Here is a 13,978-nt window from a genome sequence, read left to right on the forward strand (position 1 = left end):
GTCGATGGTATGGCATCATATAATAGAACAAGAAGAATTGCAGAAGAAATAAGAAAAGTAGTAAGCACTATGCTTATAAATGGAGTAAAAGACCCTAGAATAACATCTTTGGTAAGTGTAACTGATGTAGAAGTTACAAATGACCTAAGATATGCTTATGTATATGTAAGTATTCTAGGTGGAGATGAAGAATCCACATTAGCAGGACTTAAGAGTGCTGGAGGGTATATAAGAAGAGAAGTAGGAAAAAATATAAAGCTTAGATATATTCCTGAGATAATATTTAAACTTGATGATTCAATAGAAAAAGGAATGTATATGGATAGCCTTATAAAGAGAGTAAATGAAAAAAATACTCAAAAAAATGAGGATGAAAATTATGATGAATAATATTGATAGTATTATAAATTATATATATGAAGGTGACTATTTTATAGTTACCTCTCATATTAGTCCAGATGGAGATAATATTGGTTCCACACTTTCAATGTATTATACACTAAAAAATTTAGGGAAAAATGTATATTATGTACTTGATGATGAAGCTCCATTGAATTTAAAGTTTTTAGTTGAAGGTATAGAAATTTATAAGTCTCATGAATTTGATATAAATAAGTATTCTCTAATTGCACTTGACTGTGGAGATAAGATGAGAATATGTGTAAGTGATGAAATCAAAAATAATGCATCAAAAGTAATCTGTATTGACCATCATGCGAGTAATGATTCATATGGAGACTTAAACTATGTAGATATTGATGCATCTTCTACTTGTGAACTAGTGTATAATTTATTGGTTAGATTTCAAGAAATAAAAGACATTAAGATTATAAATAAAGACATAGCAACATGTTTATACACAGGTCTTGTAACTGATACCGGAAATTTTTCCTATTCAAATGTGCATGCAAGTAGTTTTGAAATGGCAAAGGATTTACTTATTTTGGGTGCAGAAAAAAATACTATAATACAAAATATATATCAAAGTAATTCTTCTGATTATTACAAATTATTAGGTGAAGCTTTGAAATCTTTGGAGATATTTGATTCAAAGGTATCTAGTATAATTTTAACTCAGGATATGATGAATAGGAATAACATGAGTTTCAATGATGTTGATGGTATAACAACATATACTAGAGATATAAAGGATATTGAAGTTGGAATTTTATTTAAAGAAAAAAAACAAGATGAAATTAAAGTGAGTTTTAGGTCAAAAAATTATGTTGATGTAAGTGAAATAGCTAAGGTATTTGGTGGCGGTGGTCACATAAGAGCTGCTGGATGCACTATCAAAGATAGTATTGATAATGCTAAAAAAATGGTATTAGAGGCAGTGTTAAAATCAATTTAAGGTGACAATAAAATGAATAAGATTATAAATATATTGAAGCCTACAGGTATGACGTCTCATGATGTTGTAAGTAGGGTAAGAAAGATTTTAAATATGAAAAAAGTTGGGCATACAGGTACTCTTGACCCAGATGCATCAGGTGTTTTACCAATATGTATAGGAAAAGCTACAAAAGTATGTGAACTTATTTTAAACAAAGATAAATCGTATATATGTGAACTTACTTTAGGTATAAGTACAGATACCTATGATTCATCTGGCGAAATTATAAAAAAAGTTGATGATTTTAAGTTGAGTAATGAAGATATAGAAAGAGCTTTTGATACGCAAAAAGGTGAAATAGATCAACTTCCTCCAATTTACTCAGCTTTAAAAGTAAATGGAAAGAGAATGTGTGATTTAGTAAGAAGTGGTAGAGGCTCTGAGATTACTTTAAAAACTAGAAGAATAAACATAAAAGATATAAAAATCCTTAGTATAAAAGGTAATAAAGTAATGTTTTATGTTGAATGTTCTAAAGGGACTTATGTGAGAAGCATTTGCCATGATATAGGAGAATATCTAGGGTGTGGAGGACATATGTCGTTTTTAAATAGAACATCTTCTGGCAAATTTAAATTGGAAAATTCGATAACGCTGGAAGAATTAGAATTATTTTATGCAAATGAAACTCTGGATAAACATTTATATGATATAGATTATGTATTGGATTCGTTTAATTATATTGTATTAAACCCTAATGCTATAAAATATTATAGTAATGGTGGTTCAATAGATGATAAGAGATTTCTAAAGAACAATCTCAGTAAAGATGATGAATTTGTAAGAGTATACAGTAAAGATAACTTCTTAGGATTAGGAAAATTATCAAAACATAATAATACAATAAGTGTTAAAAGTGATAAGATGTTTGTATAATCAATGTATTTGAAAAAACACCAAAAGAGATAGTACTATAATAACTTCTATAGTCTATCTCTTTTACTTATGCTATAATAGTTTGTGAATAAGTTAAGAGTAAATTATAATTTTAGCGGGGAAAATTTATTATGGTGATTATAAAATCTATAGCAGAAATAGCAAACATAAAAGAAAGTGTCATTACCATAGGGAATTTTGATGGCATACACAAAGGACATCAAGTTCTTATAAAAAAAGCAGTTGAATATGCAAAAAAAGAAAATATACAGAGTATTGTATTTACATTTGCAAATCATCCTGTAAACTACTTTAGACCAAACTCAACAAAAAATATTATAAGCAATGAGGACAAAATAAGATTATTGGAAGAATTGGGAATAGATATAGTTGTAATCATACCATTTGATGAGTATATGACCAAAATACCTGCAAAGGATTTTGTAGAGGAGATACTAGTAAAAAAATTAAAAGCTAAAAAAATAGTAATTGGACATGACTTTACGTTTGCCAGAGCGAAGGAAGGTAATGTCAATCTATTAAAAAGCTTAGAAGATGAATTTGGTTTTGAGGTGGAAGTAATAAAACCAATCAAAATAAATGATGTAAGAGTGAGTAGTACTTATATTAGAAGTTTAGTATCCCAAGGTGATATGACTAATGTCAAAGAGTATTTAGGTCGTAATTACAAGTTGGAAGGCTGTGTTATACATTCTAAACACCTTGGAAGAACTATTGGATTCCCAACAGCAAATATTGACCTTAAGAATAATATGCTCATTCCAAAGAGAGGTATCTATGCTTCTATTGTACATATTGGAGATGAGGTTTATTTTGGTGCTACAAATGTAGGTTACAACCCAACGGTTAATGGAAAATCTTTGTCTATTGAAACAAATATTTTAGAATTTGACAGAGATATTTATGGTGAAAATATAATTGTTGAATTTTTGGAAAGAATAAGGGATGAGAGAAAATTTAATTCAATAGATGACTTAAAAAATCAATTGTCTAATGACATAAACTATGTATATGAAAACTATGTTTGCAAAAACAGGTAATGTATGATAAAATGATTAAGGAAAATAACCATTACTCAGCTTTTGAATACTCCAATCAATGCTTAGTAATAGGCGTTTCTAAAAAAATACGGAGGTAATCTAAATGATAAACAAAACAGAAATAATCAAAGAATATGGAAGAGTTGAAGGAGATACTGGTTCTCCAGAAGTACAAATAGCTTTATTAACAGCTAGAATAAATGATCTAAATGGACATTTAAAAACTCATAAGAAAGACCACCATTCAAGAAGAGGACTATTAAAAATGGTTGGTAGAAGAAGAAACTTATTAGCTTACTTAAAAGAAAAAGATCTTGAAGGATATAGAGCATTAATAGCTAAATTAGGATTAAGAAAGTAATTTCATTCTTTATAAAAAAGCAGGTATAGTGTATACCTGCTTTTTTATAGTTAATTTATTATAGAGTAAAATAGTTAATAATAAAAGTAATTTATACATTATAAAAAATTATAAAATGAATAATATTGGGTAAGAATATAAGGTAATATATAAATACATAAGCAATTAAAAAGGAAAGACAAGATAAATATAGAAACTTTATACTATAATATTTAGTTAGAATAAGGAGGAAATTATTTTGAAAATAAAGTTAGTATGTGATAGTTTGTGCGATATTCCAGATGAAATATCAAAGAAAGATTATATAGAAATAGTTCCACTTACAGTTATTTTTAATGATAGAGAATACATAGAAGGAGTGGATATAGATAAAGAAGAGTTTTACAAGAAAGTAAAAGAAATAAAACAAATACCTAAGACTTCACAAGCTACATATATGGAGTTTAAAGAAGTATTTGATAAGTTTATAGAAGAGGGATATCATATAATCTGTTTAACAGGTGCATCAAATGCCTCAGGAACTTTTCAAAGTGCTGTAATAGCTAAGAATGATATGAATGAAAAAGAAAAAATACATATATTTGATACTCGAAACTTATCACTTGGTAGTGGGCAATATGTTATAAAAGCCTGTGAACTTGTTGAAGAAGGTTTGGGGTTTGAAGAAATAATAAATGAGTTAGAAAACATTCGTAGCAGTATAAGATTACTTTTTGCTCCATATACCCTTGATTTCTTAAAACAAAGTGGAAGGGTTCCAGTAGCAACTGCTTTAATAGGAAATATGTTGAATATAAAACCTATATTTTTCTTTGATAATGGGGAAGCTAAGTTGGTAAACAAGGTCAGAGGAGTAAAAAATATAGCAAGTAAACTAGTAGATATAATTTTAGAAATGAATGAAGGGTCTTTAGAAGGGAAAATAGTAACAATAGGCTGTGGAGATAATCTACATGATTGTAAAATATTAAAAGAAGAAGTAAATAAAAGAATAAAAGCAAGAAGAGTCTTGTTTACTAGAGGTGGAGTTTCTATTTGCTCTCATACAGGGCCAGATATATTAGCTATAAGTTGTTCTAATTAGCAGGAATATAAGCTTCTTGCATATATAGGCAAAGATAATTTTTATATTGTTAATTTATAGTATTTTTGATAATATAGTAAATAGAGTGATATACGTGTTTTTAATAAGAGGAGGACAAGCATTAATGTTTGAACATAAAATATTTAAAATGGATTTCGCAGGGAGAGAACTTTCTGTAGAAATAGGAAAAATTTGTGAAATGACTAACGGTAGCTGTATAGTTAGATACAGCGACAGTATGGTAATGGTAAATACAACTAAGTCAGCTAAGCCTAGAGACGGAATAGACTTTTTCCCTTTAAGTGTAGATTATGAAGAAAAATTATACTCTGTAGGTAAAATACCTGGAGGTTTTTTAAAGAGAGAAGGTAAGCCTTCAGAAAAAGCGATACTTACATCAAGATTGATAGATAGACCAATAAGACCATTATTTCCAAAAGGATTTAGAAATGATGTTCAGGTAGTTGCAACAGTTTTATCAGTAGATCAAGATTGCACACCAGATATAGTAGCAATGATAGGTTCATCTATAGCACTTTCTATATCAGATATACCATTTAATGGTCCAACAGGTTCAGTATGTGTTGGTCTTGTAGATGGTGCATTTGTTGTAAATCCAAATGCAGAGCAAAGAGAGAAAAGTTCAATGCATCTAGTTGTTTCAGGTACAAAAGAAGCAATAATGATGGTTGAAGCTGGAGCAGATGAAGTTCCAGATGATATAATGCTTGATGCTATTTTATTCGCTCATCAAGAAATAAAAAAAGTGGTTGAATTTATAGATGGTATAGTTGCAGAAGTTGGAAAAGAAAAAATTGTTGTTGAATTATACCATGCAGGAGAAGAAATAACTCAATTGGTTCGTGAATTTGCAACTGCTAAGATGAAGGACGCAGTTCAAACTTTTGAAAAACTAGAAAGAATGGAAAAGATGGATAGAGTTAAAGAAGAAACTCTAGCTCATTTTGAAGAAACTATTGAAAATTTTGAAGAACTTATTGGTGATATAGAGGAAGTATTACAAGATATAATAAAAGAAGAAGTAAGAAAACTTATAGTGCATGAAAATGTAAGACCAGATAATAGAAAATTAGAAGAAATCAGACCTATATGGTGTGAAACTGGTATGATACCTAGAGCTCATGGTTCAGCTATATTTACTAGAGGACAAACTCAAGTACTTAATGTAGCTACTTTAGGTGCTTTAGGAGATGTTCAAAAGTTAGATGGATTAGATGAAGAAGAAAACAAGAGATATATGCATCACTACAATTTCCCATCATATAGTGTTGGAGAAGCTAGACCATCAAGAGGTCCAGGTAGAAGAGAAATAGGGCATGGTGCTTTAGCTGAGAGAGCTTTACTACCAGTGATACCATCTCAAGAAGACTTCCCTTATGCTATTAGATTAGTTTCTGAAGTATTGAGTTCAAATGGTTCTACATCTCAAGCGAGTGTATGTGGCTCAACATTATCTCTGCTTGATGCAGGTGTACCTATAAGAGACATGGTTGCAGGTATAGCAATGGGACTTATAAAGCATGATGGTAAAGTAGCAGTGCTTTCAGATATACAAGGTATGGAAGACCACTTAGGAGACATGGACTTTAAAGTGGCTGGAACAGAGCATGGTATAACTGCGATACAAATGGATATAAAAATAGATGGTATAGATAAAGAAGTTCTACAACGTGCTTTAAAACAAGCTAAGGAAGGTAGAATCCATATACTAGGAGAAATGAGAAAAACTATATCTCAACCAAAACCAGAGCTTTCACCATATGCACCTAAGATTGTTAAAATGCAAATAAATCCTGACAAAATAAAAGATGTAATAGGACCTGGTGGAAAAATAATAACTAAGATAATAGATGAAACTGGAGTTAAGATAGATATTGAACAAACTGGAGAAGTATTCATATCAGGTATTGAAATTGATATGATTAATAGAGCTCAAGAACTTATAAATAATATAGTTATTGAACCAGAAGTAGGAAAAACTTATAAAGGTAAAGTAAGTAGAATAATGAATTTTGGAGCATTTATTGAAATACTTCCAGGAAAAGAAGGATTACTTCATATATCTCATATAGCTCATGAAAGAGTTGCTAAGGTTGAAGATGTATTAAATATAGGAGATGAAGTTGAAGTTAAAGTTACAGAAATAGATGAAAAAGGAAGAGTTAACTTATCCAGAAAAGTTCTTTTACCAAAACCAGAGCATAAAAATAAATAATATATTAAATAATTAAAGGCAAAATCCTAGGGTTTTGCTTTTTTTTATTGCTAATATGATAATGACTATTAAATATCGTGTTAATATTGATTTTATTTACAACATATGGTAAATTACTAATAGTATTAGCAATTAAGGAGGTGATAATGTGGACTATATGAAATTAGCACTTGAACTTGGAAAGGTTAAGACGTTGATGGTAAAAATACCGCATAAAGATAAAATTGCAGATATACAAAGTGGTGAAAAATTTGTATTGGGTTATTTATCTAAAAATAATAAAAAAGTAAATCCAAAAGAAATAAGTAGTACTATGAATGTTAGTACTGCTAGAATGTCTGCTATTCTTAATCAATTAGAATCAAAGGAAATGATTGAACGCTGTGTTGACCCACAAAATGGTAGACAGACACTAGTTCAATTAATGCCTAAGGGAATACAACAGCAGAAAATAAATGAAAAAGAATTTTTAGAGTATACAGTTGAATTTTTAAAAGCACTAGGTCCAGAAGATGCTATTGCTTACATACGTATTCAAAAAAAGATTATAAAGTTTTTTGAAGATAAAAAATAGAGATATTTCTTAAGTGTTGCTAATAAAAACAGAAAGAAGGTAAAGACATGAGTTTAAATAAGCAATCTAGAAATATGATTTTTGCTGTACTATTGATTGGTTCTATAGTTGGCTCATTACTTCAGACATCTCTTACTACTGCATTGCCAGTTATGATGGGGGATTTAAATATATCAGCCACAACAGCTCAATGGCTTACTAGTGCATATACGCTTGCTATGGGAATTATGGTTCCTGCCACTGCATTTTTGATTAGGAGATTTCCAACAAAACCACTTTTCATTAGTGCTATGAGTCTTTTTGCTGTAGGATTGTTGCTTTCTGCTAGTGCATCTTCATTTACACCCCTTTTGTTTGGGCGTATATTGCAAGCAATGGGGAATGGAGTGTTGCTATCCATGACACAAGTAATAATTTTAACAATTTATCCTGCAGAGCAAATGGGCTCTATAATGGGTATATATGGTTTGGCTGCTGGTGCTGCTCCAATATTTGCTCCAACTCTAGCAGGAATTGTCATTGATATTTTTAATTGGCAAGCTATTTTTTGGTTTTCTTTAGTTATAAGTATTATTGATATTATTATAGCATCTAGAGTGTTACAAAATGTAATAGAGACAAAAAAACAATCATTTGATACGTTTTCTATGATTTTATGTGCAGTAGGATTTAGTGGTCTTTTACTTGGGCTTGGGAATATTGGGACAACTGAGTTTTTTAGTATAAATATTGCTTTACCATTATTTGTAGGGATAGTATCAATTATAGTATTTTCTTTACGTCAGATTCACTCAAAAGAGCCATTTCTAGAACTTCGTATTCTTAAAAATAAAAGTTATAGGCTTGCTGTAATTATAAGTATGCTTTTATATGTTGTAATGATGGCAGGATCCACTTTAATTCCAATATATATCCAGACAGTAAGAGGATTTTCAGCAACTAAGTGTGGTCTCATTATGATGCCAGGTTCTCTTGTAATGGCACTTATAAGTCCTTTTGCAGGTAGATTTTATGATAGGTTTGGAATACGAAAGCTAGTTGTATGTGGAAGTATATTCTTGGCAATAAGTTGTCTTGGTGTATCTTTTGTAGGAGAAGATACTTCAGTATTGTATATCTCTGCTTTTTATATTATACGTCTGATAGCTATTGGATTAATTATGATGCCTATTGTTACCTGGGGAATGAGTGTGCTTGGTGAAAAAAATATTGCTCACGGAACAGCATTACTTACTTCATTGCGTACAATAGCTGGTGCTATTGGCTCAGCAGTTTTTGTTGCAGTAATGACAACTGCTACAGTAACATCACGAGGTATGACAAATGCTACAGCAAATGTATTTGGAATGGATGTTGCATTTATTTGTATTTCAATTGTTGCAGTAGTTCAGCTTTTAGTGGCTTTCTTTTTTATAGAAAGAAAAAGTTTAAAGAAATCAACAAACTAAAGCTGATTTGTAGATTTTAAAAGCACAATTACATAAACATGTTCTAGTTATTATAATAAATTTTCAAGTATGAAATTAAACTTTTGAATATGAAATTAAAAGCCTATGTTACTTTTGCTAACAGAGGCTTTTTATATAAAATGTATTATGTCCTCTTATATTAAAGGTAATGGAAGGAAGTACTATAGGAAATTCTAAAATAATAGGAAAAATAAATAGCTAAATTAAAATTTTTTTAATAATAGAGGTTTAGTTAAGAGATTTTTAAGATAATTTTTTATTGATATACAGAGAAAGGTTTATGTTATATTTAGTGCATAAATAGAGCTTTCCTTTAATAGTATTAAATAAGAAACAATTTGTACATAATTAGGGGGAGTTTTAATGATAATGATGGTACTTAATAAGAGTAAGCTCAAAAAAATTATAATACTAATTTTAGTGATATTATTAGGATTGTCAGGAGGGGTAATGGTATTAAAATTGTTTAACAATAAGCCCGTTTTCAACTTATTTAATGGAGTAGATTTACCATATGAGAGAGGCACAAAAGATAAAAGTGGCTACGTTGCATTAACATGCAACGTAGACCTTGGATGGGAAACAGAGTACATAGAATCTATTTTGGAAACTCTCAAAAAAGAGAATGTAAAAATTACTTTTAATGTAACTGGGAAGTGGGCAGAAAAAAACAAAGATGAACTATTGAAGATAAAGAAACAAGGACATGAAATAGGAAATCATGGATACAAACACTTAGATTATTCGACACTATCATATGAAGATAACTATAAACAAATAGAAACCTCTAAAAAGATAATTGAAGAAATTATAAATGAAAAGACTAAGTTTTTTCAAGCTCCAGCAGGTTCTTTTGGAGCAGAAACAGTGAAGGCAGCTAAAGAATTAGGATATACTTCAATTAAATGGGATGCTGATACTATAGACTGGAAATATAAAGATCAACCAGAAGTAATTATAGATAGAATGAAGAAAAAAGATATTAAAGATAGTAGTATAATCTTAATGCATCCAACTGATGCAACGACAAAATGTATTGATGATATTATAGCAATTGTAAGAGAAAAAGGATTAAAACCAGGTAAACTTAGTGATGTATTTAAGTAGACAAAGTATAAAAATTTGATTAAGATTGTATAAGTTGTAGTTGAATTAATTAAAAGACTGACTTATAATGTAATACATATAAAAATAAATAGAATTAGAAGATAGTGTTTTCAATAATCCAATGTAAAATAAAGAATAAATTTTTAGGAGAATGTAATGTATAAGACAAAAATACTGGAAAATGGGCTTACAATAATTGGTGAAGAAATACCATATCTAAAGTCAATAACATTAGGTATTTGGATAAATGCAGGGTCTAGAATAGAAGAAGAAGAGGTAAGTGGAACTTCTCATTTTATAGAACATATGATGTTTAAAGGAACCAAAAATAGAACCTCAAAAGAGATTGCTAGCACAATTGACAATTTAGGTGGGCAAATCAATGCATTTACAAGTAAAGAATGTACATGTTATTATGTAAAATTAATAGATGAGCATATAGATACAGGAATAGATGTATTAAGTGATATGATACTAAATTCTAGATTTGATAAAAATGATATAGATAAGGAAAGACTTATAATACTGGAGGAACTTAAGATGTATGAAGATTCTCCAGACGATTTATCTTATGATTTATTAGTCGAAAATATATATGCTAATGATGGTTTAGGGATGAATATAATTGGGACAAAAGATTCTCTATACAATATAACTAAGGAATCTATGTTAGAGTACTTAAACAAATATTATATTCCAAATAATGCAGTCATTTCTATAGTTGGAAACTTTGACTTTGATGATATGGTAGATAAACTTGAATCTAAATTTGGAAACTGGAAAAAGAGAAATTTAAATATAGACGTAACTGAGGCTACGTTTAATCCTTGTTTTATATCAAAAAATAAAGATACTGAACAGGTAAATTTGGCTATGTGTTTAAAAGGTATTCCATTTGAAAATGATGATGAAGTTTATTCAATGGCAGTGGTAAACAATATTTTTGGTGGAAGTATAAGCTCAAGACTTTTTCAGAAGATAAGGGAGGAAAAAGGGTTAGTATATTCAATATATTCATCACAAACACTATACAGAAAATGTGGTGAATTGGGTATATTTGCAAGTATGAGTACAGAAAATTTACAAGATGTTTATAATTTAATAAAAGAAGAAATTGAAAATATAAGAAAAAATTATCTTACAGAAAAAGAAATATTTGAAAGTAAGGAGCAACTAAAAGGTAATTATATATTGGATTTAGAAAGTACTAGCAGTAGAATGATGTCTACTGGTAAATCTATGTTATTGAGTAAAAAAGTAAAAACTACAGATGAAATACTTGAATGTATAAATAATGTTGATATTAATTCAGTAAAAAAAGTTGTTGATAAGGTATTCAATATAGAAAATATTGGTACATGTATAGTGGGAAGAGATGTAGAAGATATTCTGCACTTGGATTAATATCTTAAAAAGTAAATCTCTGGAGGTATAAAATATGAATTTATCTGAAATAGCAGGTAAGGAAATAGTTAACTTAGTCACAGGAGAAAGATTAGGAGTTATTGGAGAGTGTGACCTTATACTAGATGAAACTACAGGCGGGATATTGGCGCTTTTAATTCCAAAAGAAAAAGGCTTTTTTGCCAGAAGAAAAGATAAGTCATTTTTAGAAGTTCCATGGAGAAATGTAAAAAAAATAGGCAATGATATGATAATTATAGAATATGAGGGATATATTTAGGAGGAAAAAATGAGTATTTTAGTGCAAAAGTTTGGTGGGACATCAGTAGAATCATATGAAAAAATGAATGAAGTATGTAAAATAGTAAAAGCATACAGAGATAATGATGAAGAGTTACAATTAGTATTAGTAGTTTCAGCAATGGGTAGAAAGGGAGCTCCATATGCCACAGATACACTTATAAATCTATGTAATTCAGTAAATGACGAACCAAATAAAAGAGAACTTGATTTAATAATGTCTTGTGGTGAAATAATATCAGGGACAGTTCTTGCTAATTTATTAAATGCAAAAGGTATAGAATCTGCTTTCTTTACTGGTCAACAAGCAGGTATAATTACAAGTGATGAGTATTCTAATGCAAAAATAAAATATATAAACCCTAAAAAGGTAAAAAGAGCATTAGATGATGGTAAAGTTGTTGTTATAGCTGGATTTCAAGGTGTAACAGATGATGGTGAAGTAACGACTCTTGGAAGAGGTGGAAGTGATACATCAGCAGTTGCTATTGGTAAATCTTTAGAATGTGAGACAGTTGAAATTTACACTGATGTAGATGGTATAATGACTGCAGACCCTAGAGTAGAACCAAATGCTAAAGTATTGAGTTTTATAGATTATGAAGAAGTATTTCAAATGGCAGATAAAGGAGCTAAGGTAATACATCCAAGAGCAGTACAGTTGGCTAAAAGTGGAAATATAACTCTAGCAATAAAAAATACAATGAATCCAACTTTTGAAGGTACAAAAATAGGTTCTTTATGTAAGCATTTAGAACAAAATATAGAATATGAACAAGAAAAAGACCTTAAAGTTGCTGTTGCAAATAAAGATAGTGTTGCTCAAGTTAAGATTAAATCAGCAGAAGAAGTGTTTACAGAAGTATTAAATGAAATAGAAAAGAAACTTATAAATATAGATATGATAAATTTCTTTATATCAGAAAAAGCCTTTGTTATTGAAGATGCTGATATAAAAGAATTAAAAGAAATACTGGATAAATTTGAATTAGATTATGAAGTAAATAGAGATTGTGCTAAAGTAACATTGATATGTTCAAGAATAGCTGATGAAATGTCTGGTATCATGTCAAAAGTAGTTAGAGGGTTATCAAAAGCAGGAGTATCTCTTTTACAAACATCAGATTCAAATATGACTATATCTTGTTTAGTTAGTGAAGAAGATATGCATACAGCAGTACATGCAATACACCAACAATTTTATGTAAAATAAGAATCGTAATGCAATTACTTTTATTCAAAATTTAATAATTTTGCTTATATCTTAATATATTTGATTTATTTGGTAAAACTAAGTTAAATATATTTTGATAGGAGTTTTTTTATGAAAGATTATAAAGATGATAATGAAACATTTGATAAAGATAATTGTAGAAGAGATTCTAGCTGTGAGGAAAGAGAATGTATAAAACAATTTGGCACTAGTGAGATGCCTCCTCAGCCTCCTAAAGATACCCAATGTATAACTATAATTGGAGAAATTGAAGGTCATTTTATAGGAAATCCTCAGAAAAAAGCTACGAAGTATGAACATATAATTCCAATGCTTTATTCAATTGAAGAAAGTAATGATGTTAAAGGAGTACTAGTTGTTTTAAATACTGTTGGAGGAGATATTGAGGCAGGTCTAGCTATTGCAGAACTTTTAAATAGTACATCCAAAAAAGTAGTTACTCTTGTATTAGGGGGAAGTCATAGTATAGGTGTTCCTCTTGCTACTGCTGGTGATTACTCATTTATAGCTCCAACTGCAACAATGATTATACATCCTGTAAGAACAACTGGACTTGTAATAGGTATAAATGAAACTTTCGAGTATTTTAAAAAGATGCAAGAGAGAATAATTCAATTTATCATAAGAACATCTAATATCGAAAGAGATATACTTGATAAACTTATGCATGAGAAAGATGAGCTTATAAGTGATGTGGGTAGTGTTCTAATAGGAAAAGAAGCTGTAGATTATGGGCTTATAGATGAAGTTGGTGGATTAAAAGATGCTATTAAAAAATTAAAAGAGCTTATAAAAGAGTCAGAAGAAGAAAAAAATAATGATTAAAATTTGTTTAAATAATAAAATTTATGATATAATGATGTAATAAAGTAGGAG

The 13,978-nt window shown here is 29.4% G+C and carries 14 protein-coding genes; all 14 read left to right on the forward strand.

Going from position 1 to position 13,978, the window contains the following annotated elements:
• Positions 1 to 9 precede the first annotated feature (9 nt).
• Positions 10 to 390 (forward strand): 30S ribosome-binding factor RbfA, encoded by a 381-nt coding sequence (gene rbfA / locus IC213_RS09895; protein WP_227434221.1) that lies wholly within the window; start codon positions 10 to 12, stop codon positions 388 to 390.
• Positions 371 to 1,354 carry a DHH family phosphoesterase gene (locus IC213_RS09900; protein WP_227482249.1) on the forward strand — a complete coding sequence of 328 codons (984 nt, stop codon included), beginning with the start codon at positions 371 to 373 and terminating at the stop codon, positions 1,352 to 1,354. The genes rbfA and IC213_RS09900 overlap by 20 nt, the downstream gene beginning before the upstream one ends.
• A 12-nt stretch (positions 1,355 to 1,366) precedes the next feature.
• Positions 1,367 to 2,272, forward strand: a complete 906-nt coding sequence (gene truB / locus IC213_RS09905) for a tRNA pseudouridine(55) synthase TruB (protein ID WP_227863042.1) — start codon at positions 1,367 to 1,369, stop codon at positions 2,270 to 2,272.
• 131 nt (positions 2,273 to 2,403) lie between these two features.
• Positions 2,404 to 3,333 carry a bifunctional riboflavin kinase/FAD synthetase gene (locus IC213_RS09910; RefSeq protein ID WP_227434224.1) on the forward strand — a complete coding sequence of 310 codons (930 nt, stop codon included), beginning with the start codon at positions 2,404 to 2,406 and terminating at the stop codon, positions 3,331 to 3,333.
• Positions 3,334 to 3,436: 103 nt separating this feature from the next.
• Positions 3,437 to 3,694: a 30S ribosomal protein S15 gene (gene rpsO, locus IC213_RS09915; RefSeq protein ID WP_227434225.1), complete on the forward strand. Its 258-nt coding sequence runs from the start codon at positions 3,437 to 3,439 to the stop codon at positions 3,692 to 3,694.
• A gap of 238 nt (positions 3,695 to 3,932) precedes the next feature.
• A complete protein-coding gene (locus tag IC213_RS09920; protein ID WP_227860826.1) occupies positions 3,933 to 4,778 on the forward strand; it encodes a DegV family protein in 846 nt (281 codons plus the stop codon).
• A 124-nt stretch (positions 4,779 to 4,902) separates the two neighbouring features.
• Entirely contained in the window at positions 4,903 to 7,014 is a 2,112-nt protein-coding gene (gene pnp, locus IC213_RS09925) for a polyribonucleotide nucleotidyltransferase (protein ID WP_227823662.1), read from the forward strand.
• A 157-nt stretch (positions 7,015 to 7,171) separates the two neighbouring features.
• Positions 7,172 to 7,588, forward strand: coding sequence for a MarR family transcriptional regulator (locus IC213_RS09930; protein WP_227434330.1), 417 nt, complete (start codon positions 7,172 to 7,174; stop codon positions 7,586 to 7,588).
• Positions 7,589 to 7,635: 47 nt separating this feature from the next.
• Positions 7,636 to 9,036, forward strand: a complete 1,401-nt coding sequence (locus tag IC213_RS09935) for an MDR family MFS transporter (protein WP_227482251.1) — start codon at positions 7,636 to 7,638, stop codon at positions 9,034 to 9,036.
• Positions 9,037 to 9,420: 384 nt separating this feature from the next.
• On the forward strand, positions 9,421 to 10,164 hold the full coding sequence (locus IC213_RS09940; RefSeq protein ID WP_227434229.1) for a polysaccharide deacetylase family protein: 744 nt from the start codon (positions 9,421 to 9,423) through the stop codon (positions 10,162 to 10,164).
• A gap of 156 nt (positions 10,165 to 10,320) precedes the next feature.
• Positions 10,321 to 11,568, forward strand: coding sequence for a M16 family metallopeptidase (locus IC213_RS09945; RefSeq protein WP_227482252.1), 1,248 nt, complete (start codon positions 10,321 to 10,323; stop codon positions 11,566 to 11,568).
• Between the two features lie 34 nt (positions 11,569 to 11,602).
• Positions 11,603 to 11,848, forward strand: a complete 246-nt coding sequence (locus IC213_RS09950) for a YlmC/YmxH family sporulation protein (RefSeq protein ID WP_003419503.1) — start codon at positions 11,603 to 11,605, stop codon at positions 11,846 to 11,848.
• 9 nt (positions 11,849 to 11,857) lie between these two features.
• Positions 11,858 to 13,081 carry an aspartate kinase gene (gene dapG, locus IC213_RS09955; protein WP_227863043.1) on the forward strand — a complete coding sequence of 408 codons (1,224 nt, stop codon included), beginning with the start codon at positions 11,858 to 11,860 and terminating at the stop codon, positions 13,079 to 13,081.
• Positions 13,082 to 13,192: 111 nt separating this feature from the next.
• Positions 13,193 to 13,927, forward strand: a complete 735-nt coding sequence (locus IC213_RS09960) for a ClpP family protease (RefSeq protein ID WP_227434232.1) — start codon at positions 13,193 to 13,195, stop codon at positions 13,925 to 13,927.
• The last annotated feature ends 51 nt before the right edge of the window (positions 13,928 to 13,978 follow it).

Source organism: Clostridioides sp. ES-S-0049-02 (assembly GCF_020658465.1).
GTDB lineage: Bacteria > Bacillota > Clostridia > Peptostreptococcales > Peptostreptococcaceae > Clostridioides.

What these genes read in the sequence shown, in the direction of transcription:
- rbfA (WP_227434221.1), top strand. Translation starts at nt 10, where the DNA reads ATGGCATCATATAATAGAACAAGAAGAATTGCAGAAGAAATAAGAAAA.
- IC213_RS09900 (WP_227482249.1), top strand. Translation starts at nt 371, where the DNA reads ATGAAAATTATGATGAATAATATTGATAGTATTATAAATTATATATAT.
- truB (WP_227863042.1), top strand. Translation starts at nt 1,367, where the DNA reads ATGAATAAGATTATAAATATATTGAAGCCTACAGGTATGACGTCTCAT.
- IC213_RS09910 (WP_227434224.1), top strand. Translation starts at nt 2,404, where the DNA reads ATGGTGATTATAAAATCTATAGCAGAAATAGCAAACATAAAAGAAAGT.
- rpsO (WP_227434225.1), top strand. Translation starts at nt 3,437, where the DNA reads ATGATAAACAAAACAGAAATAATCAAAGAATATGGAAGAGTTGAAGGA.
- pnp (WP_227823662.1), top strand. Translation starts at nt 4,903, where the DNA reads ATGTTTGAACATAAAATATTTAAAATGGATTTCGCAGGGAGAGAACTT.
- IC213_RS09930 (WP_227434330.1), top strand. Translation starts at nt 7,172, where the DNA reads ATGAAATTAGCACTTGAACTTGGAAAGGTTAAGACGTTGATGGTAAAA.
- IC213_RS09935 (WP_227482251.1), top strand. Translation starts at nt 7,636, where the DNA reads ATGAGTTTAAATAAGCAATCTAGAAATATGATTTTTGCTGTACTATTG.
- IC213_RS09940 (WP_227434229.1), top strand. Translation starts at nt 9,421, where the DNA reads ATGATAATGATGGTACTTAATAAGAGTAAGCTCAAAAAAATTATAATA.
- IC213_RS09945 (WP_227482252.1), top strand. Translation starts at nt 10,321, where the DNA reads ATGTATAAGACAAAAATACTGGAAAATGGGCTTACAATAATTGGTGAA.
- IC213_RS09950 (WP_003419503.1), top strand. Translation starts at nt 11,603, where the DNA reads ATGAATTTATCTGAAATAGCAGGTAAGGAAATAGTTAACTTAGTCACA.
- dapG (WP_227863043.1), top strand. Translation starts at nt 11,858, where the DNA reads ATGAGTATTTTAGTGCAAAAGTTTGGTGGGACATCAGTAGAATCATAT.
- IC213_RS09960 (WP_227434232.1), top strand. Translation starts at nt 13,193, where the DNA reads ATGAAAGATTATAAAGATGATAATGAAACATTTGATAAAGATAATTGT.